The sequence below is a fragment of the Microbacterium luteum genome (assembly GCF_015277875.1).
Lineage (GTDB): Bacteria > Actinomycetota > Actinomycetes > Actinomycetales > Microbacteriaceae > Microbacterium > Microbacterium luteum.
Window position 1 is genome coordinate 55,944 of record NZ_CP063814.1, and the last position, 23,739, is coordinate 79,682.

Annotated in this window: 25 protein-coding genes; 12 read left to right on the forward strand and 13 right to left on the reverse strand. The window is 68.0% G+C overall.

From position 1 onward, the window contains the following. Positions 1–45: 45 nt before the first annotated feature. Both IM777_RS00280 and IM777_RS00285 read right to left on the reverse strand, forming a co-directional pair. Complete coding sequence (locus IM777_RS00280; protein ID WP_194384163.1) at positions 46–1,920, reverse strand: alkyl/aryl-sulfatase; 1,875 nt, start codon at positions 1,918–1,920, stop codon at positions 46–48. 60 nt (positions 1,921–1,980) lie between these two features. Next, positions 1,981–3,105, reverse strand: coding sequence for an AI-2E family transporter (locus IM777_RS00285; protein WP_194384164.1), 1,125 nt, complete (start codon positions 3,103–3,105; stop codon positions 1,981–1,983). Positions 3,106–3,148: 43 nt separating this feature from the next. On the opposite strand from IM777_RS00285, the gene IM777_RS00290 reads away from it, so the two are divergent. Beyond that, positions 3,149–3,442 carry a chorismate mutase gene (locus IM777_RS00290; RefSeq protein WP_071044258.1) on the forward strand — a complete coding sequence of 98 codons (294 nt, stop codon included), beginning with the start codon at positions 3,149–3,151 and terminating at the stop codon, positions 3,440–3,442. 5 nt (positions 3,443–3,447) lie between these two features. Then, the gene (locus IM777_RS00295; protein ID WP_194384165.1) at positions 3,448–4,530 is read left to right on the forward strand and encodes an ATP-binding protein; all 1,083 of its coding nucleotides are present in this window, start codon (positions 3,448–3,450) and stop codon (positions 4,528–4,530) included. Between the two features lie 92 nt (positions 4,531–4,622). On the opposite strand, the gene IM777_RS00300 is transcribed toward IM777_RS00295, so the two are convergent. From IM777_RS00300 to IM777_RS00310, 3 genes are read right to left on the reverse strand one after another with little or no spacing between them, the layout of a single operon-like run. Continuing rightward, the gene (locus IM777_RS00300; protein ID WP_336510680.1) at positions 4,623–5,264 is read right to left on the reverse strand and encodes a hypothetical protein; all 642 of its coding nucleotides are present in this window, start codon (positions 5,262–5,264) and stop codon (positions 4,623–4,625) included. Continuing rightward, positions 5,261–6,160: an ABC transporter ATP-binding protein gene (locus tag IM777_RS00305; RefSeq protein WP_194384166.1), complete on the reverse strand. Its 900-nt coding sequence runs from the start codon at positions 6,158–6,160 to the stop codon at positions 5,261–5,263. The genes IM777_RS00300 and IM777_RS00305 overlap by 4 nt, the downstream gene beginning before the upstream one ends. Beyond that, positions 6,157–6,567 (reverse strand): GntR family transcriptional regulator, encoded by a 411-nt coding sequence (locus IM777_RS00310; RefSeq protein ID WP_071044261.1) that lies wholly within the window; start codon positions 6,565–6,567, stop codon positions 6,157–6,159. The genes IM777_RS00305 and IM777_RS00310 overlap by 4 nt, the downstream gene beginning before the upstream one ends. Positions 6,568–6,919: 352 nt before the next feature. Here IM777_RS00310 and IM777_RS00315 point away from each other — a divergent pair, with 352 nt between their 5' ends. The 3 genes from IM777_RS00315 to IM777_RS00325 all read left to right on the forward strand — a co-directional run bounded on the left by IM777_RS00315 (position 6,920) and on the right by IM777_RS00325 (position 10,203). Continuing rightward, a complete protein-coding gene (locus IM777_RS00315; RefSeq protein ID WP_228480877.1) occupies positions 6,920–8,230 on the forward strand; it encodes a quaternary amine ABC transporter ATP-binding protein in 1,311 nt (436 codons plus the stop codon). Next, on the forward strand, positions 8,230–9,156 hold the full coding sequence (locus tag IM777_RS00320) for an ABC transporter permease (protein WP_194384167.1): 927 nt from the start codon (positions 8,230–8,232) through the stop codon (positions 9,154–9,156). Before IM777_RS00315 ends, IM777_RS00320 begins: the two co-directional genes overlap by 1 nt. 132 nt (positions 9,157–9,288) lie before the next feature. Beyond that, positions 9,289–10,203, forward strand: coding sequence for a glycine betaine ABC transporter substrate-binding protein (locus IM777_RS00325; RefSeq protein ID WP_194384168.1), 915 nt, complete (start codon positions 9,289–9,291; stop codon positions 10,201–10,203). Positions 10,204–10,294: 91 nt separating this feature from the next. On the opposite strand, the gene IM777_RS00330 is transcribed toward IM777_RS00325, so the two are convergent. The 5 genes from IM777_RS00330 to IM777_RS00345 form a co-directional block, all read right to left on the reverse strand. Next, positions 10,295–11,044 carry a hypothetical protein gene (locus IM777_RS00330; protein WP_194384169.1) on the reverse strand — a complete coding sequence of 250 codons (750 nt, stop codon included), beginning with the start codon at positions 11,042–11,044 and terminating at the stop codon, positions 10,295–10,297. Between the two features lie 31 nt (positions 11,045–11,075). Further along, positions 11,076–11,795, reverse strand: coding sequence for a hypothetical protein (locus IM777_RS00335; RefSeq protein ID WP_194384170.1), 720 nt, complete (start codon positions 11,793–11,795; stop codon positions 11,076–11,078). Positions 11,796–11,851: 56 nt separating this feature from the next. Further along, positions 11,852–11,986 (reverse strand): hypothetical protein, encoded by a 135-nt coding sequence (locus IM777_RS17380; RefSeq protein ID WP_272872942.1) that lies wholly within the window; start codon positions 11,984–11,986, stop codon positions 11,852–11,854. 8 nt (positions 11,987–11,994) lie between these two features. Then, positions 11,995–14,340, reverse strand: a complete 2,346-nt coding sequence (gene purL, locus IM777_RS00340) for a phosphoribosylformylglycinamidine synthase subunit PurL (protein ID WP_194384171.1) — start codon at positions 14,338–14,340, stop codon at positions 11,995–11,997. 105 nt (positions 14,341–14,445) lie between these two features. Beyond that, complete coding sequence (locus IM777_RS00345) at positions 14,446–15,117, reverse strand: GAP family protein (RefSeq protein WP_194384172.1); 672 nt, start codon at positions 15,115–15,117, stop codon at positions 14,446–14,448. Positions 15,118–15,302: 185 nt separating this feature from the next. On the opposite strand from IM777_RS00345, the gene IM777_RS00350 reads away from it, so the two are divergent. The 4 genes from IM777_RS00350 to IM777_RS00365 are packed head-to-tail and all read left to right on the forward strand — an operon-like array spanning position 15,303 to position 17,546. Further along, the gene (locus IM777_RS00350) at positions 15,303–15,632 is read left to right on the forward strand and encodes a PadR family transcriptional regulator (protein WP_194384173.1); all 330 of its coding nucleotides are present in this window, start codon (positions 15,303–15,305) and stop codon (positions 15,630–15,632) included. Positions 15,633–15,634: 2 nt separating this feature from the next. Next, on the forward strand, positions 15,635–16,003 hold the full coding sequence (locus IM777_RS00355; RefSeq protein WP_194384174.1) for a DUF1048 domain-containing protein: 369 nt from the start codon (positions 15,635–15,637) through the stop codon (positions 16,001–16,003). Then, on the forward strand, positions 16,000–16,776 hold the full coding sequence (locus IM777_RS00360; protein ID WP_194384175.1) for an ABC transporter ATP-binding protein: 777 nt from the start codon (positions 16,000–16,002) through the stop codon (positions 16,774–16,776). The genes IM777_RS00355 and IM777_RS00360 overlap by 4 nt, the downstream gene beginning before the upstream one ends. A 2-nt stretch (positions 16,777–16,778) precedes the next feature. Continuing rightward, positions 16,779–17,546 carry an ABC transporter permease gene (locus IM777_RS00365; RefSeq protein ID WP_194384176.1) on the forward strand — a complete coding sequence of 256 codons (768 nt, stop codon included), beginning with the start codon at positions 16,779–16,781 and terminating at the stop codon, positions 17,544–17,546. A gap of 33 nt (positions 17,547–17,579) precedes the next feature. Here IM777_RS00365 and IM777_RS00370 read toward each other — a convergent pair whose 3' ends face one another. Together IM777_RS00370 and IM777_RS00375 are read right to left on the reverse strand one after the other, a co-directional pair. Beyond that, positions 17,580–18,302 (reverse strand): SDR family oxidoreductase, encoded by a 723-nt coding sequence (locus IM777_RS00370; RefSeq protein ID WP_194384177.1) that lies wholly within the window; start codon positions 18,300–18,302, stop codon positions 17,580–17,582. Positions 18,303–18,404: 102 nt separating this feature from the next. Continuing rightward, the gene (locus IM777_RS00375) at positions 18,405–19,394 is read right to left on the reverse strand and encodes an NAD-dependent epimerase/dehydratase family protein (protein WP_194384178.1); all 990 of its coding nucleotides are present in this window, start codon (positions 19,392–19,394) and stop codon (positions 18,405–18,407) included. A gap of 97 nt (positions 19,395–19,491) precedes the next feature. Between IM777_RS00375 and IM777_RS00380 the strand changes: the two genes are divergently transcribed. Continuing rightward, the gene (locus IM777_RS00380; RefSeq protein WP_194384179.1) at positions 19,492–19,986 is read left to right on the forward strand and encodes a MarR family winged helix-turn-helix transcriptional regulator; all 495 of its coding nucleotides are present in this window, start codon (positions 19,492–19,494) and stop codon (positions 19,984–19,986) included. A gap of 345 nt (positions 19,987–20,331) precedes the next feature. On the opposite strand, the gene IM777_RS17085 is transcribed toward IM777_RS00380, so the two are convergent. Then, positions 20,332–21,738, reverse strand: a complete 1,407-nt coding sequence (locus tag IM777_RS17085; RefSeq protein ID WP_228481226.1) for a PD-(D/E)XK nuclease family protein — start codon at positions 21,736–21,738, stop codon at positions 20,332–20,334. An 18-nt stretch (positions 21,739–21,756) separates the two neighbouring features. Here IM777_RS17085 and IM777_RS17090 point away from each other — a divergent pair, with 18 nt between their 5' ends. Together IM777_RS17090 and IM777_RS00395 are read left to right on the forward strand one after the other, a co-directional pair. Next, the gene (locus IM777_RS17090; protein WP_237673315.1) at positions 21,757–22,494 is read left to right on the forward strand and encodes a 5-methylcytosine restriction system specificity protein McrC; all 738 of its coding nucleotides are present in this window, start codon (positions 21,757–21,759) and stop codon (positions 22,492–22,494) included. Positions 22,495–22,839: 345 nt separating this feature from the next. After that, a complete protein-coding gene (locus tag IM777_RS00395) occupies positions 22,840–23,514 on the forward strand; it encodes a hypothetical protein (RefSeq protein WP_194384182.1) in 675 nt (224 codons plus the stop codon). Positions 23,515–23,739 lie beyond the last annotated feature (225 nt).

Below are 23,739 nucleotides of genomic sequence, written 5' to 3' on the forward strand. Positions count from 1 at the left end.
TGTCCTCGGGGACGGGCGACAGCTCGGCGCGGGCCGGCACCCCTCCTAAGGCAGCACGATCTCGAAGTCGGGATCGCCGGGGTCGAGGACCGAGAACAGCGACTCCAGCACTCCTGCATCGCCGTCGATCTGCAGCCCCGGCGACGACGTGTCACCGGCGGCGAGGGCGATCATGCGGGCCTTCGTCAGCGACAGGTGCAGCGCGGCATCCGATCCCGGCTCCCTCTCGAGGTAGATCAGCACGCCGTTGCGCAGCGTCACCCGGAAGCTGCGGCCGAGGTCGGTGAAGGTCAGGTCGGTGACGAGGTCGAGATCCCACGCCTTCGGCCCGTCGACAGTGATGGCGAACGCGTCGAGCAGCTGCTCCGGCGTCAGCTGCGCCACGATCGTCGGCGCACTCGTCGATTGGGGTGTTCCGAAGCTCCCCGACTGCAGCTCGGTCGCTCCGGAGAGGAAGAAGTTGCGCCACGTGCCGTTCTCGGAGCCATAGCCGAGCTGCGTCAGCGTCTGCGCGTACAGCTCCCTGGCTGCGGCGTGGTCGGCGTCGGTGAAGATCGCGTGATCGAGCAGCGTCGCCGCCCACCGGTAGTCGCCGCCGTCGAAGGCGGTGCGTGCGAGGGTCACGACACGATCGATGCCGCCCATCGCGTCGACGTATCGCTTCGCCTGCTCGGCGGGAGGATGCGGCCACAGTCGAGCGGGGTTGCCGTCGAACCATCCCATGTACCGCTGGTAGACCGCCTTGACGTTGTGGCTGACCGAGCCGTAGTAGCCGCGCGCGTTCCAGGCGTTCTCGAGGGCCGGCGGAAGCTGGATGATCTCGGCGATCTCGGTGCCGGTCAGGCCCGTGTTCAGCATCCGCAGCGTCTGATCGTGCAGGTAGGCGTAGAGGTCGCGCTGGGTCGACAGGAACGACACGATCTCATCGTGTCCCCACGTTGGCCAGTGGTGCGACGCGAAGACCACATCGGCGCGGTCGGCGAACACGTCGATCGCCTCGGTCAGATAGCGGGACCACACGTGCGGATCGCGCACGAGCGCACCGCGCAGCGTGAGCAGGTTGTGCAGGTTGTGGGTGGCGTTCTCCGCCATGCAGAGGGCGCGGTAGCCGGGGAAGAAGAAGTGCATCTCAGCGGGGGCCTCGGTTCCGGGCGCCATCTGGAACTCGATCGGCACGCCGTCGATGACGTGACTCTCGCCGGTCCGTGTGATGGTGAGGGTCGGCGGGATGAGGCCGACGGTGCCGTTGCGCGACGTGGTCTGCCCCAGACCCGCGCCCACCTGGCCCTCGGGTCCGCGGGCCAGGGCGGCGCCGTACATGTAACCGGCGCGACGCCCCATGGCGGTGCCGGCGTAGACGTTCTCTTCCACCGCGTGCTCGACGAATCCGTCCGGCGCGATGACGGCCACGGCTCCGGCATCCACCTCCTCCTCGGTGGTCACGCCGAACACCCCGCCGAAGTGATCGATGTGACTGTGGGTGTAGATGACCGCCCGCACCTCACGATGCCCGCGGTGCTGCCGATACAGCGCCAGCGCGGCGGCCGCGGTCTCCGCCGAGATCAGCGGGTCGATCACGATCACGCCGGAGTCGCTCTCGACGAAGGTGACGTTCGACAGGTCGAATCCGCGCACCTGGTAGATGCCGTCGACGACCTCATAGAGACCGTGCTTGGCGACCAGTGTCGACTGGCGCCAGAGGCTCGGGTTCACCGAGGTCGGGGCTTCACCGCCGAGGAAGTCGTAGCTCTGGCCGTCCCAGACGACATCGCCCGCCTCGTTGCGGATGATCATCGGATCGATCGTGCCGAGGAAGCCTCGGTCGGCGAGCTCGTGGTCGCGGGAGTCGTGGAACGGAAGCGTGTTCGTCAGCCGCGCGTGCTCGGCAGCGATGGTGGGCGAGGGCTCTGTGGAGGTCATGATGCTCCTTTCGCCTCGATCATGGCCCGATCGAGCGAGCGGCGAAAGGCCCTCCGCGACCTACACCTTGGCGTCCTGCCGGGGGATCAGCACCTGCTTGATGATCAGCAGGATCGAGGCCGTCACCGGGATCGCGACCAGGGCACCCAGCAGGCCCAGCAGCGTGCCGCCGACGAGGGCGCCGATGACCACGAGCGACCCGGGGATCGAGATCGTGCGGTTCATCACGCGCGGGGTGAGAACGTAGGCCTCGATCTGCATGTAGACGAGGTACGCCGCGGCGAAGATGAGGGCCAGGAGGGGGTCGGCGAACAGCGCGACGGTCGATCCGATGATCCAGAACAGCACCGGACCGACCAGCGGGATGATCGTGATGCAGAACGACGTGACCGCGAGGAGGGCCGGGAACGGCAGCCCGAGGATCAGGTACATGATGAACGTGAACGTCGCGTTGAAGAACGCCAGGATCACCATTCCCATGAGGTAGCCGCCGACGGAGTCGGTGATCTGCTCGGTGAGGTCGGCGATCCCGGAGCGGTTGCGTGCCGGAGCCAGGCGGTAGAAGGCCTGCTTCATGGTCGGCAGCGACGCGAGGAAGTACAGGCTCAGCACGATCACGATGATCGCGCCGGAGATGCCGGTGGCTAGCGTGATGCCGGCCTGGAGCACGCCGCCGCCGATGGCGGCGATGTTGCTCGGATTGGTCACGAAGCTCTCGACCTCGCCGAGGATGTCGCCGAGCGAGTCGCCGAAGTTGTCCTCCGCCCAGAGGAAGACGTCGCTCTGCATGAAGTTGTTGATCAGGGTGGGGATGTCGGTGATGAACTGGGCGATCTGCTCGACGACCGTGGGCAGGATCAGCAGGAGCACGCCGGCGAGCACGATGGCGAACCCGAAGTAGACGATGACGATGCTCCACACCCGCGACACGTTCTTGCGCTCGAGCGCGCGCACCACCGGGTCGAGGCCGAGCGCGACGAAGAGGGCGAACGCGATGTACACGATGACGGTCACGATGTTGGTCACCGCGATGCCCAGCGCGAGCGCGACGAGGCCGCCGAGCACGGCGTAGAAGCCGACGGCGAACGGATTGCGCAGTCCGAACCAGCGCGCCGGTTCGCTCTCCTTCGGGGGCGCCGCGGGTGGCGTCGCGGCGTCGTCGGGCGAGTCGGTAACCTCGGTCATGCTCACACTCTATTGCTGAGCCCGCCGCGCCGAGGAGGACGACATGACCGAGACGCCCGAGCAGACCCTGCTGCGGCTGCGCGCCACGATCGACAACATCGATGCGGCGCTCATCTTCGTGCTCGCCGAGCGCTTCCGTGCGACCAAGCAGGTGGGTGAGTTGAAGGCCGATCACGGGATGCCCGCATCCGACCCCTCGCGCGAAGAGCAGCAGGTCGCGCGCCTCCGACGCCTCGCCGAAGAGGCCGACCTCGACCCGGCCTTCGCCGAGAAGTGGTTCAACTTCGTCGTCGCCGAGGTCATCCGTCACCACACGGCCGCCGCCGACGCCCGCTGACCACGATGGCCGCCGAACTCCCCATCGGGACCCTGCTCGAATCGAGCGACGGCGCCCACGCGCACGTGCTCGCCCGCAAGCTCAACCGCCACACGTTCTGGTGCGGCCAGAGCGGGTCGGGCAAGACCTACGCGCTCGGCGTGCTGCTCGAGCAGGTGATGCTCGAGACCGAGCTTCCCCTGGTCATCCTCGACCCGAACTCGGACTACGTGCGTCTCGGGGAGATGCGGGCGGGCGCGGATCGTGCATCCGCCGACGAGCTGCGCTCGCGCGACGTGCGCGTGCTCGGCAGGAACGGCGACCACGACCTTCGGGTGCAGTTCACGAACCTGCCGCTGAAGTCCAAGGCCGCGGTCGCCCAGATCGATCCGATCCTCGACGCCGACGAGTACAACCACCTGCTGCGCCTCGAAGACGAGGTGCACTCGATCGACGACCGCGACCTCGTCGCCCACCTCCGGGCCAAGGGGTCGGCGGTGCACGACAAGCTCGCCAATCGCCTCGAGAACCTGGGGATCAGCGAGTGGGATCTGTGGGCGTGGGGCGGACGCAACGTCGGCGACCACCTCGACGAGCGTGCGGATGCGACCGTCCTGGACCTCGGCGGGTTCCCCACACCGGCGGAGTCGCGGGCTGCCGCGCTCGCCGTGCTCGACCATCTGTGGGAGCACCGCGAGGAGCGCGTCGGACGGCTCATCGTGATCGACGAGGCGCACAACCTCTGCCGCCCCGACCCGTCGACCCCCGTCGAGCGGCTGCTCACGGAACGGATCGTGCAGATCGCCGCCGAGGGCCGCAAGTACGGACTGTGGCTGCTGCTGTCGACGCAGCGCCCGTCGAAGGTGCACATCAACGCCCTGTCGCAGTGCGACAACCTCGCCCTCATGCGGATGAGCTCGCCGAAGGACCTCGCCGAGCTCGCCGACGTCTTCGGCTACGCGCCGGCGTCGATGCTGGAGCGCTCGTCGGCGTTCGCGCAGGGGCAGGCCCTGTTCGCGGGCGGGTTCGTCGATTCGCCCGTGCTGGTGCAGATGGGCGCGCGCCTGACCGAGGAAGGCGGCTCCGACGTCGCCGTCCCCCTGCGCTGACCGGAGCCGGCGCAGAGGGACGGATCGTGGCGGACGGCCTCAGGGTGTCGCGCGACGAAGGGTCAGGAACGATCCCGCTGCGAGCACCACGGTCAGCAGAAGTCCCCACAGGGTGATTCCGACCGCCCCCTGATCCGCGAACCAGGTGAACACCTGCCCCAGGCATCGAGGCGCCCGATGACCCACATCACGCCGACGAGCAGCAGTGCCAGCGCCGTGTAGACGAGCGCCACCCACAGGGGCCCGAAGCGCTTGTAGAGCGTTGCCGAGGCGAAGCCGATCGTGAACACCAGCACCGTGAAGGCGAAGTAGAACAGCCACGCGGCCCACCATCCCGCTTCCCAGATCCAGGTCAGCTGGAAGAAGTATCCGTTCATGCCCCAGCCGCCGGTGGCGTCTTCGAGGAACCCGCCGATCACGAACACCGTCGCGAGCAGGTTCGCGGTGATCGTCGCGGTGGCGAGGGTGCCGAGATAGAACTCGCGTCGCGTGATGCTGAGGGCCTGGGAGAACGGGAAGGTCATCGTCAGCGCCTGGATACCGACGAACAGGAAGTACCACAGCGGCGCCTGCGCGCCACCGCCGTAGAACGGTCCCGGAAGGCCCGAGCTGCTCAGCAGCGCGTAGATCGCGAGGGTCACGACGAAGGCGCCCGTGAGCACGATGAGAGGCACCCAGACGTAGGTCTGGCGATTCACCAGCTGCAGACGGATGACATTCAGGGTGCGGTTCATCGCGACACCTCCGGGGATGCGGTGCTCGACGCGTGCTGCGTCAGACGCACGATCAGCTGCTGGAGCGAGACCGAGGCGACCTCGAGATCGGCCTCGGCGAGACGCCGACGGTCGTCGTCGGTGAGGGCGCCGAGCACGGTCACGCTCGCGACCCGGCCGAGGCTCTCCCGGTGGATCACCTCACGGCCGGCCGCGAAGGCGTCGACGGCCGCAGCATCGCCGACGATGTTGGCGGCACGATCCCGCACGTCGTCGGTGCTCTCGTCCATCAGGATCCGGCCCTCGTCGATGACCAGAACGCGCTCGATGAGATGGGAGACCTCGTCGATGAGGTGACTGGAGAGCACGACCGTGCGCGGATGCTCGCTGTAGTCCGCGACGAGCCGGTCGTAGAAGATCTGCCGCGCCACCGCATCCAGCCCCAGGTAGGGCTCGTCGAAGAACGTGATCTCGGCGCGCGAGGCAAGACCGATGATGACGCCCACCGCCGAGAGCTGGCCGCGGGAGAGCTTCTTGATGCGTCGCTTGAGAGGCAGGCGGAAGGCGGCGACGAGCTCGTCCGCCAGCGCCTGGCTCCAGTTCGGGAAGAACAGCTTCGCGGCGCGGAACGCGTGCAGCGGTGTGGCGTCGTCGGGATACTTCTGGCTCTCGCGCACGAAGCACATGCGCTGAAGCACGTGCGCATTCTCGTAGGGCTGCTGGCCGAACACGGTCACGTCACCCGACGTGGCGAAGTTCTGCGCGGTGAGGATCGACATCACCGTCGTCTTTCCCGCGCCGTTGCGGCCCAGGAGCCCGTAGATGGTGTCCTTCTCGATGGTGAAGCTCACGTCGTCGACCGCGACGGTGTCGCGATAGCGCTTCGTGAGGCCGTTGACCTCGATCACGGCGGTCATGGTGTGGTTCCCCCTGTTTCGGTTCGGTCGGTCGCGATGGTCTGGTCGGATGCGGCGGCTCGCTCGCGCACGAGCCGGCCGAGGTCGTCGGGCCCGAGGCCGAGCTTGCGCGCCTCGACGAGGAGCGGTTCGACGTAACGGTCCGCGAAGGCGGTGCGGCGCTCGTCGAGGAGCCGTTCGCGGGCTCCGGGCGCGACGAACATGCCGATTCCGCGGCGCTTGTGGAGCACCCCTTTGTCGACGAGCATGTTCACTCCTTTCGCGGCGGTGGCCGGATTGATGCGGTAGAAGGCGGCGAGCTCGTTCGTCGACGGCGCCCGCCCCTCTTCGGGAAGGCTGCCGTCGACGATGGAGTCTTCGACGCTCTCCGCGATCTGCAGGAACAGCGCCCTGCCTTCTTCGATCACTTGCGCCCCCTCGGTTCATTAGTTGACTAACTAACCATGCAACAGATTGAGGTGACCTGTCAATAACGATGGGGTTACCTTCTGCTGTTCGACTTTGCCCCACCCCGGGGGCTGGGGTTAGGCTGTTTGTCGGGCCTCGTGCCCCGATGACGACCAGTCCGCGGTCGGCGCAGGTCGATTCCTGGGGAATCCCCGCGCAGAGCGTATGGTCGACGGTCTTGGTGACGAACCCGATGTGAGTCGCCGGTTGCGCAGGTGCTCCTTGTACTGCGCTCTGCGCCGATGACCGTCACCCGGACGTAACCGAAAGCCGATGCGTGGGCACCGACCGCGCGGTCGCTGAGGTACGAACGTGACATCCGATCTAGCCATCGAGGCGAAAGGCCTCTTCAAAGTCTTCGGGCGCAACGCGCGCGGAGCAGTGGACAAACTGAAGAACGGTGCGAGTCGATCCGAGGTCGCGGCGCAGGGTGCGACGGCCGCGGTCATCGACGCCGGCTTCGACGTGAGGCCCGGCGAGATCTTCGTGATCATGGGCCTCTCCGGCTCGGGCAAGTCGACCATCATCCGCATGCTCAACGGACTCCTCGAGCCCACCGCCGGAGACGTGCTCGTGCAGGGGCAGAGCGTGACGAAGGCCTCCGACGCCGAGCTGCGCCGGATCCGCCGCAGCTCGATCTCGATGGTCTTCCAGCACTTCGCTCTCCTGCCGCACCGCACGGTCATCGACAACGCCGCCTACGCGCTGGAGATCCAGGGCGTCGGCCGCGATGAGCGCCGGGCGAAGGCGCAGGAGATCCTCGAGAAGGTGGGCCTCGGCGACCGCGCCGAGGCGATGCCCGACGAGCTCTCCGGCGGCATGAAGCAGCGCGTGGGGCTGGCCCGCGCCCTGACCGCCGGCACCGACATCATGCTCATGGACGAGGCCTTCTCGGCACTCGACCCGCTCATCCGCCGCGAGATGCAGGAGCAGCTCATCGAGCTGCAGCAGGAGCTCGGCCGCACCATCGTCTTCATCACCCACGACCTCAACGAGGCCATGTTCCTCGGCGACCGCATCGCGGTGATGCGCGACGGTCGCATCGTGCAGAACGGCACGCCAGAAGAGATCCTCACCGACCCGGCCAACGACTACGTCGCGCAGTTCGTGCAGGATGTCGACCGCACGCGCGTGCTCACCGCGGCGTCGGTGATGGAGCCCCCGGTCGCCGTCACGCCGCTGCACGCCGGCGCCCGCGGTGCACTGCGCATCATGCGCGACCTGCAGGTCGGGGCCGTGTCGGTCGTGGAGAGCCGCAGCAAGTTCATCGGCTCGGTGACCGACCGCGACGTCATCCGCGCCGTGAAGAACGGCGACACCGACCTGCGCGGCATCTTGCGCCAGGATCAGCCGGTCGTCCACCCCGACGAGCCGCTCGCCGAGATCGTGGAGCGCGCCGTCGAGAGCCCCGCCCCGATCGCGGTCGTCGACGACAAGAACCGCCTCATGGGTGTCATCCCGCGTGTCACCCTCCTCGCCGCCCTCGGGAACGTGCCCGCGGTCACGCGGGAGAACCCGATCATCGACGTGCCGGTCTCGGTGCCCGCGAGCGAGCTCGACAGCACGCTCGCGACCGTGGAGGCTGCCCCGGCGGCGTCCGCACCGACGGAAGGAGGCGTGTGATGGACACTTTCCGCCTTCCCTTCGGCGAGTGGGTCGAGGCGATCGTCGACTTCATCGGCGTGGTCTTCGGATGGCTCTTCGACGCCATCTCCGTGGTTCTCGGCGTGGTCTACGAGGCGCTCGACTGGGTGCTGATCACCCCTCCCTTCTGGGTGATCATCCTTGTCTTCGCCGCGCTCGCGTGGTGGATCAAGGGATGGAAGCTCGCCGTCGGCACCGCCCTCGGACTGCTGTTCATCGTGCTCGTCGACCAGTGGGACAACGCGATGGACACCCTGGCCCTCGTGCTGGTCGCCTCCGCGATCGCGGTCATCATCAGCGTGCCGACGGGCATCTGGGCCGCTCGCAACGACACGGTTTCCCGGCTCGTGCGCCCGGTGCTCGACTTCCTGCAGACGATGCCCGCGTTCGTCTACCTCATCCCCGCCATCATCTTCTTCGGCGTCGGTGTGGTGCCCGGCATGATCGCGACGATCCTCTTCGCCCTCGCTCCCGGCGTGCGGCTGACAGAGCTCGGCATCCGTGGCGTCGACGCCGAAGTCGTCGAGGCGGGCCAGGCGTTCGGTGCGACCAGAGGCCGCATCTTGCGCCAGATCCAGCTGCCCCTCGCTCTGCCGAGCATCATGGCCGGCGTCAACCAGGTGATCATGCTCAGCCTGTCGATGGTCGTCATCGCGGGCATCGTCGGCGCCGGCGGCCTGGGCGGCGAGATCACGCGTGCCATCGGCCGCATCAACGTCGGTCTCGGGTTCGAAGCCGGTGTGGCGATCGTCATCCTCGCGATGATGCTCGACCGCATGACATCGGCCCTCGCCGACACGGGTGGGGCGCGTGCGAAGCGTCGCAAGAAGACGTCGCCCGACAACTCGACAAAGGATACCCAGGCTTCCGCCGAGACCGCCCAGCCGGCCGGCGCGCAGGCCTGATCGACTCGCGGGCGCCACAGCGACCGCGACCCAAGACCAGGCGGGTTCATCGCCCGCCGGAGGCGTCCGAGACACGGACGCCTGACAACACGACCAGTCCGCGAACAGCACGCGGATGGAGAGGGAGTCAACATGATGACCAAGAGAAAGCACCTCGCAACCGGAATCGCCCTCGCGGGCGCCTCGGCCCTCGTGCTCGCGGGCTGCAGCTCGGACTCGGGCGACAGCGGCTCCGACGCGGGCGGCGACACCTCGGGTGCCGACCGCGCCATCGAGCTGGCCGTCTTCAACGGCTGGGATGAGGGCATCGCGGCGTCGTACCTGTGGGAGGCCATCCTCACCGAGCAGGGTTACGACGTCGAGCTCACCTATGCCGACGTGGCCCCGGTCTACGCCGGTCTCGCCGGCGGCGACTTCGACCTCGTGCTCGACACGTGGCTGCCGGTCACCCACGCCGACTACATGGAGGAGTACGGCGACGACCTCGAGGACCTCGGCGCGTGGAACGACGAGGCTGCCCTCACCATCGCGGTGAACGAGGACGCCCCGATCGACTCGCTGACCGAGCTCGCCGAGAACGCCGATGCGTTCGGCAACGAGATCGTCGGCATCGAGCCCGGCTCGGGCCTCATGCGCATCACGAGCGAAGAGGTCGTTCCGGGTTACGGCCTCGAGGACATGAACCTCATCGAGTCGTCGACCCCGGCCATGCTCGCCGAGCTGCAGTCGGCCACCGACGCTGGCGAGAACATCGTCGTGACGCTGTGGCGTCCGCACTGGGCCTACGACGCCTTCCCGATCAAGGACCTCGAAGACCCCGAGGGCCTGCTCGGTGACGCCGAGGGCATCCACTCGGTCGCCGCGTCGTCGTTCGGCGACGACTTCCCCGAGGTTCACGAGTGGATCTCGAACTTCGAGATGGACAGCGAAACGCTCTACTCGCTCGAGAACGCCATGTTCAACGAGTACGACGGTGACGACTACGGTCCCATCGTCGAAGAGTGGATCGCGGACAACCAGGAGTGGGTCGACTCGCTGACCTCCTGATCCCGTTCCTCCTCGAGGACCCCGCGGGGCGTCCGGCTTCGGCCGGGCGCCCCGTTCTCGTGCGCTGGACGAAAGAGCCGGGTTGCGCGGGTCAGGGGGACGAAGCGTCGGGTTTCGTGGGCGGGGGCGTGCCGGGTGTGATCTCCAGCGCCACCTTCTTCTCGAGGCGGTCGACGGCGTCGTCGGACAGCGAGATGAGGCCGTCGAGCTCTTCCCGCACCCGCTTGTACGCCACCTGGCGCTCCGCCGGTGTCGCCGCCTGGTCGACCGCGACCGCGAGCAGCTGCTGGGCCGTGTCGAGACGCTTGCGCTCGGCCGTCGAGAACGTCGAGTCCTTGAGTCGCCGTGCGTCGCGTTCGGCGAGGTCGAACGCGACCTCGTAGTCCGTCACCGCATCCCGGTATTCGGTGAGCTCCTCGCGGCTGACCTTCGCGGATGCCGCTGCCGGCCGAGCGTTGTCGGCAACGCGCTTGGCACGGAGGAAGGCCGCCGTCAGCGGCTGGCGCCCGTCGCTCATCGCGGGGAAGGCGATGAGCTTCGCGACATCCAGCTCGTATTCGAGCCACCGGTGGGTGACGTCGTCGTGGGCGGCGAAGAGCTTCTCGAGCTGCTTGGCGGTCGACTCCTCCGCTGCGGGCTCATCGGATGCGCCGGGCGCAGACGCGATCGGCACAGCGCGCGTGGCGGCCTTCACCTCGCCCTTCGCCTTGATGATCTCGAGCCGTCGCTTGTGGCGGCGACGGGCGCCGCGTTCCCAGGCGCTGCCGGCCGAGGCCAGCACACCGAACAGCGGGAACGCCAGCCACCAGTAGCTCCCGAGGAAGGTGAAGAACGGCTCCACCCTGCCATCGTATCCGCGGGGGTCGGTGCGGCTAGGTGCGGGGTGGCTCGACCGGCGGCGGGCCTTCGCGGCGCGCGGTGCGCCACGCATCCTGCTCGGCCACGCGGAACGCGGCTTCGGCGGCGGCGACGGCCTCCCGGTAGGCGACGAAGTCCTCCGGGGCGACCTTGGCACGAGGGTCGGCGGGGCGCAGCGCCCGGGCATGGTGCTCCGCGGCGACGAACTCCGCCGTGACGGGGTGTCGGGCATCCGACATCTGCGGGATGGCGATGGCGCGCGCGGCGTCGGTCTCGTACTGCATCCAGCGCGAGGTCAGCATGTCGTGGCGGGCCATGAGCCGCGCGAGCGGGAGGCGGGTGTCGTCACTCTTGCCCGGCGACGCGGAGACCGCGCGCAGCTGTGCACGAGCGGCCTTGACGCCGGTGCGCTTGGCCCGCAGGGTCATCCACGCGACGCGGTGCGCGTGCTTCGCGCGCTGGAGCTCGTCACGCGCGACCGGCACACTGATCGCGCCCGGCGCGCCCGGGTTGGCGCGGGCGGTCTGCAGCGCGGCACGGGCGGTGCGCATGTCGGCTCGAGCCGACATCAGCGCCGTATACGCACGTGACATCTCGTGGCGCGCGGCGTCGAGCTCGAGCCGTCGCGCCCGCCGGCGACCGCTCGTGGCGACGCCGTACCCGGCCGCGCCCGCACCGATCGCGGTGGGTGCGACCCACCACCAGGCGCCGAGCAGCTCGAACCAGAGGTCCACACTGCCATGCTAATCAGCGGGCGAGCGCGGCGCTCGGATGCTGGACGGCCGCGGATTCAGGCGAACAGCAGGGTGAAGATGGTGGAGCCGCCGGCCACGAGGATCAGCGACACGATGGTCACCCACGCGACGATCTTCATGCGCCGCTGGCGGGCCTCGCCGTAGCCGGCGTATTCGTCGTCGTCGGACATGGTTCCTCCTACGCGGTCGGTTCGGCGATCGTCGCGCCGAACGCGGCGGGCAGTGTCGCGGCGGAGCGCTCGCGGAGCTCGGACACGGCGACGGTGAAGACATCCTGCACCTCGAGGGCGGCCTCGCCGTCTGCCGGCACGTCGGTCACGCCGATGCGCAGCACCGGGTAGCCGCGGCCCTCGCAGAGCCCCCGGAACTTCACGTCCTCCTCGCGCGGCACCGACACGATCACACGTCCGGTCGACTCGCCGAACAGCGCGGTCGCCGCATCCACCCCGTCGCGCTCGCTGATCTCACGCAGCCACACGCGGGCGCCGACACCGAACCGCATCGTCGCCTCGGCCAGGGCCTGCGCGAGCCCGCCCGAAGACAGGTCGTGGGCGCTCGAGACGAGACCCTGCTGCGACGCCGCGTGGATGAGCTCCGCGAGCTTCTTCTCGCCGGCCAGATCGACCGCCGGCGGCAGGCCGCCGAGGTGGCCGTGGATCGTTCCCGCCCACTGCGAGCCGCTCAGCTCGGTCGCGGTGACGCCGAGCAGATAGATGTTCTCGCCCGCATCCTGCCAGCCCGAGGGGATCCGGCGGGCGACGTCGTCGATGATGCCCATCACGCCGACGACCGGGGTCGGGAAGATCGGCTGGTCGCCGGTCTGGTTGTAGAACGAGACGTTGCCGCCTGTGACGGGGATGCCGAGCTCGAGGCATCCGTCGGCGAGGCCTGCGACCGCCTGCGAGAACTGCCACATGACCTCGGGGTTCTCGGGTGAGCCGAAGTTCAGGCAGTCGGTGACGGCGGCGGGCACCGCGCCGGTGACGGCGACGTTGCGGTATGCCTCCGCGAGCGCGAGCTTGGCGCCCTCGTAGGGGTCGAGCTGGCAGTAGCGGCCGTTGCAGTCGGTGGCGATCGCGAAGCCGAGGCCCGATTCCTCGTCGACGCGGATCATGCCGGCGTCGTCGGGGAAGCTCAGGGCGGTGTTCCCCAGCACGTAGTAGTCGTATTGGTTGGTGATCCACGACGTGTCGGCGAGGTTCGGGCTGGCGACGAGCGTCAGGAACTGCTCGCGGAGCACCTCCGGGTCGATGCTGCGGGGGAGGGCCGCGGCCGACTCCTCGCGCAGGCTGTCGATCCATGTCGGGTAGGCGACCGGACGCTCGTAGACCGGGCCGTCGACGGCCACGGTCGAGGGGTCGACGTCGACGATCTGCTCGCCGTGCCAGAAGATCTGCAGGCGGCCGTCTCCGGTGACCTCGCCCAGCACGCTGGTCTCCACATCCCACTTGCCCACGACGGCGAGGAACGCGTCGAGCTTCTCCGGGGCGACGATGGCCATCATGCGCTCCTGCGACTCGCTCATGAGGATCTCCTCCGGCGTGAGCGACGGGTCGCGCAACAGCACGTTCTCGAGGTCGACGCGCATCCCCGAACCGCCGTTGGCGGCGAGCTCGCTCGTCGCGCACGAGATGCCGGCGGCGCCGAGGTCCTGGATCGCCTCGACGAGCTCGCCCTGGTAGAGCTCCAGGCAGCACTCGATGAGCACCTTCTCGGCGAACGGGTCACCGACCTGCACGGCGGGGCGCTTGGTCGGGCCGCCATCGGCGAAGGTGTCGGAGGCGAGGATGGATGCGCCGCCGATGCCGTCGCCGCCGGTGCGGGCGCCGAAGAGCACGACCTTGTTGCCGGCGCCGGTGGCGTTGGCGAGCTTGACGTCTTCGTGGCGCATGACGCCCACCGCGAGCGCGTTCACGAGCGGGTTGCCCTGGTACACCGGGTCGAACACCGTCTCGCCGCCGATGTTCGGAAGGCCGAGGCAGTTGCCGTAGAAGGAGATGCCCGACGTGACGCCGTGCACGACGCGGGCGGTGTCGGGGTTGTCGATCGCGCCGAACCGCAGCTGGTCCATGACGGCCACGGGGCGTGCGCCCATCGAGATGATGTCGCGCACGATGCCGCCGACGCCGGTCGCAGCGCCCTGGAACGGCTCGATGTAGCTGGGGTGATTGTGCGACTCGACCTTGAAGGTCACGGCCCACCCCTCGCCGATGTCGACGACGCCGGCGTTCTGGCCCATGCCGACCATGAGCTTCTCGCGCATCTGGTCGCTGACCTTCTGGCCGAACTGACGCAGGTAGATCTTGCTCGACTTGTAGGAGCAGTGCTCGCTCCACATCACCGAGTACATCGCCAGCTCGCCCGAGGTCGGGCGGCGGCCGAGGATCTCCCGGATGCGGTCGTACTCGTCGGGCTTGAGTCCGAGCGCGCCGTAGGGCTGCTCCTTCTCAGGCGTCGACTGGGCGTTCTCGACGGTGTCGGCGACGGGGCGCGACGACGCGGAGGTGTCGGAAGGAGAGGTCATGCGGCTGAGCTCCAGGAATCACGGGCGCCGGACGATCCCATCCTAGATGGCGGCGATGATCCCTTGGTGCCGGGCACGTCATCGCCCGGCACGGCGGGCGGCGGGTCAGAAGCTGCCGACGCCCTTGCCGATCAGCGTGACTCCCAGCACAAGGAGGAGGATCGCCATGATGACGGCGTTCTCGCGCTGAAGCCAGGACCGCAGGGCGGTCAGGGCAGGGGTAAGTCGGTCGGCGGCGACGAGGTATCCGACGACGGGGACGATCACGGTGATCGCCGCGATCACCGTGTAGACCGCGATCGCGGCCGCCGCTGCAGCGACCTCCAGGCCGGCGCCGCCGATCGCGACCCCCGCTGCGGCGCCCAGCAGCAGGTTCTTCGGGTTGACGCCTGACAGCAGGAACGCCAGCCCGACGGCCTTGACGAAGGTGAACGAATCGATCGCCTTCATCCAGGGCGGGAGAGCCGCTTCCTCGCCCGCCTTCGGACGCTGCCGCCAGCTTCGTACCGCCAGCAGGAGCAGAAGGGCGCCCAGCAGCAGCTTGATCGTTCCGCTCACGGGGCGCGATGCCCCCGCGTCGTCTTCGGGAATGATGCCGGCGAGCAGCGTGAAGACCGTCGCGGCGACGACGATGCCGAGGACCCATCCGAGGAGGAAGCCGGTGCTGGTGACCCGCGCCCGCGGGGAGAGCAGCATCAGGATCGCGGCGATGATCGGAATGGGACTGATCGCGACTCCCAGGGCGAGCGGGAGGATGTCGCCGACAACCGCGTTCATGCCCGATCCCTTGCTCTCGCTCCGTCGTGCCCGAACCTGGTCGCACGTCGTATCGCGCGATCGAGCGCCCGTCCGCTCTATTCCGGAGCCTAGGGCGTCCCGCGGCGGTGCGGAAGAGTCCTTGCGGGCGCCACTACTCAGTGTTACTTTGTACCGGTATTCAACGTTACTGAGTAGGGGCGGCGATGGGACGACACGACACCGAGATGCTCAAGGGCGTGCTGGAGGGCGTGGTGCTCGCGACCTTGGCGGACCGCCCGGCCTACGGATACGAGATCACGGCGACTCTGCGCGAGCGCGGTTTCGCCGATATCGCCGAGGGAACCGTCTACGCGCTCCTCGTGCGCATCGAGCAGCGCGGGTTCGTCGACATCGAGAAGGTCTCCTCGGAGAAGGGGCCGCCGCGCAAGGTCTACTCGCTCAACGCGGCCGGACGTTCGCGGCTGGACGAGTTCTGGGAGACATGGAGCGACCTCGCAGAGCGCATCGAATCGCTCCGGACCGGAAAGGAATGATCATGGCGTCGAAATGGATCGAGGTGCTCACCGGGTCCCTCGAGGAGAAGAAGCAGTATCGCGAGGCGGTCGCACGACTGGACGCGCTGCCCGAACCCCACCGCGAGGCTGCTCGCGCCGTGCACCGGTATCTGCTGCGCTACGGCGGGCTGATCGACGGGGAGCATGTCGCGCAGATGGCCGTCGATCTCGCAGACCTCTGGGAGGGGTCGGTCGCCTCGGGGGCCACCGTGCACCAGATCGTCGGCGACGAGCCGGTGGAGTTCGCCGAGACGCTTGCCCTCGCGTACGGCGGCAAGGGGTGGATCGACGCGGAGCGCGCACGGTTGCGCTCGGCGATCGCTGCAGCAACGGAGGGCGAGTCGTCATGAGCGCCGCCACCGCCCCGGCGATCCTGGTGGAGGATCTGACGAAGTCGTTCGGCTCCGTGGATGTGCTGCGCGGCGTCGACCTGCAGATCCCGGCCGGCAGCGTATACGCCCTGCTGGGGTCGAACGGGGCCGGCAAGACCACCGCCATCCGCATCCTCGCGACGCTGACCGAGCCCGACGGGGGCTCGGCCGCGGTCGCCGGCTACGACGTCGTCACCGACGCGGAGCAGGTGCGTCAGGCGATCAGCCTCACCGGCCAGTTCACCGCCGTCGATGACGTTCTCACCGGGCGCGAGAACCTCGCGCTGGTGGCCCGCCTCCGCCACCTTCCCGATCCCTCGCGGATCGCCGACGACCTGCTCGCGCGATTCTCCCTCACGGATGCGGGAAGTCGGCGCGCGGGAACCTACTCCGGAGGCATGCGCCGGCGGCTCGACATCGCGATGAGCCTGGTCGGTTCCCCATCCGTCGTCTTCCTCGACGAGCCGACCACCGGGCTGGATCCCGAAGCGCGCGCCGAAGTGTGGCGCGCGGTGGAACAGCTCGCCGCAGGCGGGACGACCGTCGTGCTGACCACGCAGTACCTCGAGGAAGCCGAGCGTCTCGCGGATCGCATCGCGATCCTGCACGGCGGACGGATCATCGTCGAAGGCACCCTCGAAGAGCTCGGCAGGCTGTTGCCGCCGACGCGCGTCGAGTACGTCGAGAAGCGGCCGACGCTCGAGGAGATCTTCCTCGCCGTCGTCGGCGGCGCCGAACTGGAGGAGAACTGATCATGACCACTCACGTGCTCTCGGACACCGGCGCGCTCACAGGCAGATCGCTGCGACACATCCTGCGCAGCCCCGACACCATCATCACCACCGCTGTGATGCCGATCGCCATTCTGCTGCTGTTCGTCTTCGTCTTCGGCGGAGCGATCGAGATCGGCGACGCGACGGGCAGCTACATCGACTACCTGCTTCCGGGGATCCTGCTGATCACGGTCGCCTCGGGGGTCGCCTACACGTCGTATCGGCTGTTCCTGGATGTGCAGGGCGGAATCGTCGAGCGCTTCCGATCGATGCCCATCGCCCGCTCGAGCGTGCTGTGGGCGCACGTGCTGACCTCGCTCGTCGCGAACTCGGTGTCGATGGCGATCGTCGTGGCGGCGGCCCTGCTGCTCGGATTCCGCAGCGGCGCCGGGGTCGGCGCGTGGCTGGCTGTCGCCGGCATCCTTCTGCTGTTCACGTTCGCCCTGACGTGGATCGCCGTGCTCTCTGGTCTTGCCGCACACTCGACCGACGGCGCGGCTGCCTTCTCCTACCCGCTCATCTTCCTGCCGTTCCTCAGTTCCGCGTTCGTGCCCACCGAGACGATGCCGGCGCCCGTGGCCTGGTTCGCCGAGCATCAGCCGGTGACGCCGATCGTCGACAGCATCCGGGCCCTGCTTGCTCAGCAGCCGGTCTCGTCCGACCTCTGGATCGCTCTGGCCTGGTGCGCGGGGATCGTCGTCGCGGCGTTCATCGGCGCGATCGCGCTGTATCGGCGCCGGTTCCGCTGAGGAGGCTGAGACGCGCGGCGACGAGAGGCGCGGTCAGAGACGAACCTTGCCGATCAGCCGGAGCAGCTTGCTCATCCCCGGGCGGATCTCGTAGCGGTTCCTCTGCACGCCCCGGATCATGTGCGTCACCACGTCGGCGATCGGCATCATCGGGATGCGGTCCACCTGCTGGTTGTCCGCGTCGGATCCGCTGAACATCGGCTTCGTGGTCCTCGGCGGAGCAAGCTCGAAGACCTTGACCGACGTGCCGGTGAGCTGCGTGCGAAGAGACTGCGTGTAGGAGTGCAGACCGAGCTTCGAGGCGCTGTAGAGCGGTGCCTTGTCGAAGGGGATGTAGGCGATGCCCGACGTGACGTTCAGAATCGCGGCCTCGGGCTGCGCGAGGAGATGCGGCAAGAAGACCTGGGTGACCATGACCGGACCGGCGAGGTTGACCCCCACCTCGTCGGCGACGTGATCGGCAGCGGCTTCGGGAAAACGGATGGCCTGCATCAGGCCGGCATTGTTGATGACGACATTGAGGCGCGGGAACGCCGCGGTCACCTGGAGGTGCAGCTCCTCGATGGATGCGAGGTCCGTCACCTCGACGGTGAACGCGTGGAGCGACGGGTGCGTGCGCCGGAAGTCGGCGAGTCGCCCCTCATCACGCCCCGTGACGATCACGGTGTTCCCGCGAGCCGCCAGCTGGGTCGCCATCTCGAGCCCGATGCCCGAGGTTCCACCCGTGATGAGGATCGTGTCCTGCCGCAGTTGCACGTCAATCTCCTGTCGTCGTGGGATTCATCCTCATCCTGACGCGACCGACCTGGAAGATCCCCCGGGGTCCTGGGAGTGGCGGGACCAGGAAGGCGCGACGCCTCACGCGGTCATGCCGCGCATCCCCTCTGCGACGGTGAGGCGCGGGTGGTAGCCGAGGTCGGCGCGAGCCGCGCTGATGTCGTAGGCCCGGTCGCGACCCATGTTGGCGACCAGCCAGTTCGTGAGCGGGGGCGCCGTGGGTCGGCGCAGCAGACGCGCTGCACCATCGAGCGCCGCTGCGACCGGAGAGGCGACCCACAGCGGGATGCTGCGGGCTCGCGAGAGATCGACACCCTGCGTGGCGAACAGGGCGCCGAAGAACTCGCGCACCGACGTCGGGGCGCCGTCGGTGACGTAGTAGAGGGCGCCATCGCGACCGTGAGTGAGCGAGTCGACGATCGCGTCGGCGAGGTTGAGGACGTGCACGAAGTCCATCGTGTGCCGGCCGTGGTCGATCCACACCCACCGACCCTTTCGGGCGGCGGCGACGGCGTCGGACATGGTCGTGAGTCCCGGGCCCCAGATGAAGGGCGGACGCAGGATCACGAGGGCCATGCCGGGGGTCGGCGCGTCTCGCAACGCGTTCTCGGTCGCCAGTTTCACGCGGCCGTAGGCGATCATCGAGACGCCGTCGTCCGTGCCCTCGTCGACGACGCGCGCACGCTGGGTCCCCGTGGATATCCCGGCCGCGCTGATCAGCACGAACCGCGAGACTCCTGCCTTCGCGGCGGCCGCGTGCAGGGCGATGGTCGGCTCGTGATTGTCGGTGCGGAAACCCTCGTCGGGTCCCCAGAACTCCATCCGGGCGGCAGCGTGCACAACGGCGTCGACGGTGCTCAGTTCCCCGACCCAGGCCGGGTCCCGAGTCACGTCGCCCGTGGCGGTGAGATCGTCGAGGTCGCCGCTCACGGCATCCGCTCCTGCGCCCCGGACGATGTCTGCGCTGCGCTCGGAGCGAGCGAGTGCGATGGGGGTGTGGCCTTCTTCGCGGAGCCGACGGATCAGGTGCTGACCGACGAAACCGCTTCCTCCGGTGACGAACACGCGCATGGGCGGGATCTCCTCACATAGATGCATCGATACCAATGTATTGATGTCGATAGATTGACACAGATGTAAGTTGGTGTCAACGACGGAGGAGGCGACGATGGGTGCAGTCGATGATGAGGACAGTGTCGAGCAGCCGAGCGCGGTCGACCTCGCGGACGGCTTCGGCCGCGCGGCGAAGATCCTCGCCCGTCGCTTCGATGACCGACTCGGCGAGGCGGGGGTGTCATTCGCTCGTGCGCGTGTTCTCGTCGAGGTCGTGCGGCTCGGCCCGATCCGGGTCACCGGCGTGAGCCAAGCGGTGGGCATCTCGCAGGGCACGGCCTCGGCTCTCCTGGACGCCCTCACCCGAGAGGGGCTGGTCACGCGCACGACGGATCCCGCCGACCGACGTGTGACACGCGTCGTCGCGACCGCGGAGGGGCGGCAGCGTGCGGAGCTGTGGATGCGGGCGTATGACTCTGCGGCGGAGGAGCTGTTCTCGCCCCTTCCGCGTTCGCGCTGGCCGGAGCTGCTCGACATCGTTCGAGTCCTTGTAGCGGATCACGAGATGCCGGCTGCCGAGGGAGAGGGTGAATCGACGCTCGACGGCTGAAGGCGCGGTTTCCGTGGCGCCGTGTGCGGGGCGAGAAGCCTTTGTCGGGAACGCGGTGAGATGACACCGAGTGTCACGTGGCTGGGGCGCCTCGCGCGCTGGCGATCCGACTTTGTGATGACACTTTCCTGCGCTGCACATATTTCGTCATCCTTGTGCCTCTGCTCCGCGACGGGTCGGCGGAAACGAGGCGAGCGGACACTGACGAGCTCGATCAGCTCGTGAGCTTACTGTCCAGGCAGTCGAACATGCGTTGCGTGGTCAGTGCTCGAGTCAGTGGTTCGCAGTGCCCTGCGGCGCCTTCGGCTGCGGTGAAGGCGCTGCAACCTCACGGACAGACCCGGTCTAATCGGCGATGCGGTCCAGGCCCGCGTGGACGGTGTGGCTCGCCGCGATGAGCTGCTCGACCGTCTGGTCGGGTGCCTTGATGTAGCGGTAGATGAAGTCGGGGTCGAAATGCCCGAAGCGGTCCACGGGACGCACCACGCCATCCGGGGTGCGGAGAATGCCGTCGAGTGGCGCGAAGTCGAACAGTGCCGGATGCGCCTCGCTGAACACGGCGCGCGCGGCTTTGGCGGATTCCCCACGGCCATTCAGGTGGGAGAGCACCGCGCAGAGACGGAACTGGCCCTCTTGGTACTGCCAGCCCGCCTGGATGACGTGCCCGGCCACCCTCAACTCCCTGCGCCAGCCGACGAGCGGCTGCCCGTGACTGATGGCGGACTCGGTCCATCCTGAGGTTGGTCCTGCCGCATCGAGTGCGCCCTGCACTCTGCGGGCACGGAGCTTGCGCAGACCGATGCGAGTCTGGGGTGAGTCGATCTCCGACAGTTGTCGCTCATCCACCCACGCGGACTCGGCGTGCGAGCGGACCATCGTGGTCGCGAGGAGGGACTCGAGCAGGCGGATGACTCGCGAGTAGCGGCGCAGGGTCTCGACCTCATAGCTGTGGTCGTTCTCGGGGAGCGCAGTGTCGATGCGGTCGGCGAGCTCCTGGTAGTTCAGGTATCGCCAGTCGGGGAGTGGCGTCCGCGGAGGGCTCATGCTCAGCAGCACATGCTCCGCGGGCGACCCCTTCCACCGCGCGGTCTTGGCGCGGTAGGCATCGAGCTGATCTTGGTCGGGAAGGGAGAAGACCTTGTTCTCGATGACGAGCGGAGCTGCGCCCGGCCACCGCATGACCAGGTCGAGGTTCTCCTGTTCCCGGTCCACCCGGCGCACGCTCGCGTTGCCGTCACCGGTAAGGTCGCGGAATACGGCGTCGGCGAGGTCGGGGATCTCATCGAAGAACCAGGCGAGGAAGTTGCTGTGGAACAGCTCCCGCTGGCCGTACATGATGCGGGCGAGCGGCTCGCGGTTCAGCTCGTGCGCGAGGAGCGATATCGGGCCCCGCTCGCGTGGCTCCGGGTTGACGGAGGGGTTAGCGGATGGGGGCGCCGAGGTGTTGCGCTCCGGCGTGGGTTCCGAAGCCGCGCCCGCAGGCGGTGTGCTCTGCGGTACGCCGTCGAGAAACCGGCGGACCGGGTTCGCGGCACCCGACCGCGGGGCGAGGTGGACGACGGTCTTGCCGACGGCGTCCAACTCGGGTGCGGGCGTTCCGTTGAAGCGCCACCGTCCGCTCTCCCGGCCCGGCTGCCAGTCGTCGATTCGGTATGCCCCGCGAACGACGTTCCCCGCGATGCCGAGTGCGATTCGTGCCCTTTCACGAGTGGAAGCTGCGACTTCGACGAGTACGAAGTCGACACCCCGCACAATCAAGCGCTCAAGTCGGTGATCATCCTTCTCCTGCGCCACGGTGAGGTGAAGGAGCCGCGCCGCGACGCGCTCCGGCGCGTGCTTCCGTATCTCGACGAGGTGACACTCATCTCTCCGCGGTCGATCCGGTGGGATGCGTTGACCTACCATCGCTCGAACGCGTCGTATCGGCTGCTGATTGGGGTCTGCGAGCTCATCGTCCGGGGGCTCCTTCCCACCGAGGACACCGGTGCGGCCCGGCTGTCGGAGTGGATGTCGGACGATGCGATGAGCAGGCTCTACGAGCGTTTCCTCCGGCAGTACTACGCGTTTCATCACCTCGAGCTGTCTCCGGGAGCACCGACCATCGCCTGGGATCTCGATTCGCCGAGTCTCTTCAGCGGTCAGCTGCCCGCGATGCAGACTGATGTGACCCTGCGACGCGGCGGACGCGCGCTCATTGTCGATGCGAAGTACTACAAGCAGAACCTCCAGGAGAGTCAGTACGGCAAGGAGACGATCCACTCGGGGAACCTGTACCAGATGCTCGCGTACGTGAAGAACGAGGACACGGAGCACGACGGTTCCGTCGCCGGGCTCCTCCTCTACGCGCGGACGGATGCCGGCGCCCAGCCCGACCTCGACGTCGTCATCCAGGGCAACCGGATCGGCGCGCAGACGCTCGACCTCAACCAGCCGTGGGCGTCGATCGCCGCGCGTCTCGAGGAGGTGCTCGACTGGCTCCACCCCGTGCCGGAGGCGGTCGCATCATGAACCGAGACGGATCCAGATCGTGCGCGGGCAACCTTGGGTGCCTTTGGTGGCGTCGCGGGCCGAGGCGCCCGGCGCGCCGCTTGCCAGTCTGCCGATTGCAGGTGCAGCCTGCCTCCCTACGAGGCCGGTGGGAGCGAATCCTCGTCCACTCGGGACACGGTGGCGTTCTCATCTGTAGCCACCTCACGGACACCGACGTCCACACGAGATGGCTCGAGTTCTACGACCGATACGCAAACCGTCGGCTCGCGACCACGAGTGAGGCTGCGGGCCCAGTCGCGCCCCCGCAGGAGCGGTGGACTCCCTGAACCTGGGCAGACGCGTTCCGCTGGGTACATTCAGTCCATGACCAGACGCCGTGGAGCAGCTGTTTCGGATTCGACGCTGACGGCGCGTAAGCGACGATCCAAAGCGCAGTGGGGTGTCGCTTCGACCGCATTGGCGCTGGGTATTGGGATCGCCCTCGCGTCGCCAACAATCGCGAGTGCAGTCCATTGGATCCAGTTCGGCGTCCCCGTTGGCGCCTTTCTGATCGGCATCGCCGTTGGAGTCATTGCGCTTCCACTGGAGGTGACGAATAGTCCCTCAGACTTTGCCGACCGCCCTTCGCGCTTCCTCGAGGAAGCACGACAACGAATCAGCCAGGATGACGCCGACTTCCTCGCGGCGCTGGCACCTGGACTTAGGGGGTCGGCATACGACCAAGCAATGCATGATCTCGAGGAGCTAATTGGTGAACGCCGGCAAGTTGCTCGTGCGGTCATCGGCGCCTCAGATTCGTCAATTGTTCTTGACGCAGTGGCATCGTTCTATGACGGTTGGCTGAAGTTTGTGGATGCTCACTATGAGCAGAGGCAACGCGAGGAGGCCCAGGAGAGAGCGTTCGAGGAGGTTGACTACCAGCAATCTCGTGCTCTGGAGGCCCAAGTGGTCAGGTTGCGCTCGGATGCCATCTCCGCGATCTCTACCTACGCAGGTGGGCGTGATGCGGGAACCGAAACCGCGTCCATCACCACGTAGCTGGTTGCGCGGCGTGTCCGGGATCCGCGGGAGTCGCCCCCGTCATCGCGGGAACTAAGCGACCGCGATCGGCTTCGCCGTTTCCCGCACTCGTGGTTGGCAGCGGTACCTTGGCGCTAAGCCTGCCGCGTACTCCACGTGTCGAAGGCAAGGTCCCCACGACAGAATGAGGCCGCGGTGAATCAGGAACGCCCAAACGAACTCGTCGCAAAGCAGGTCGTCGAG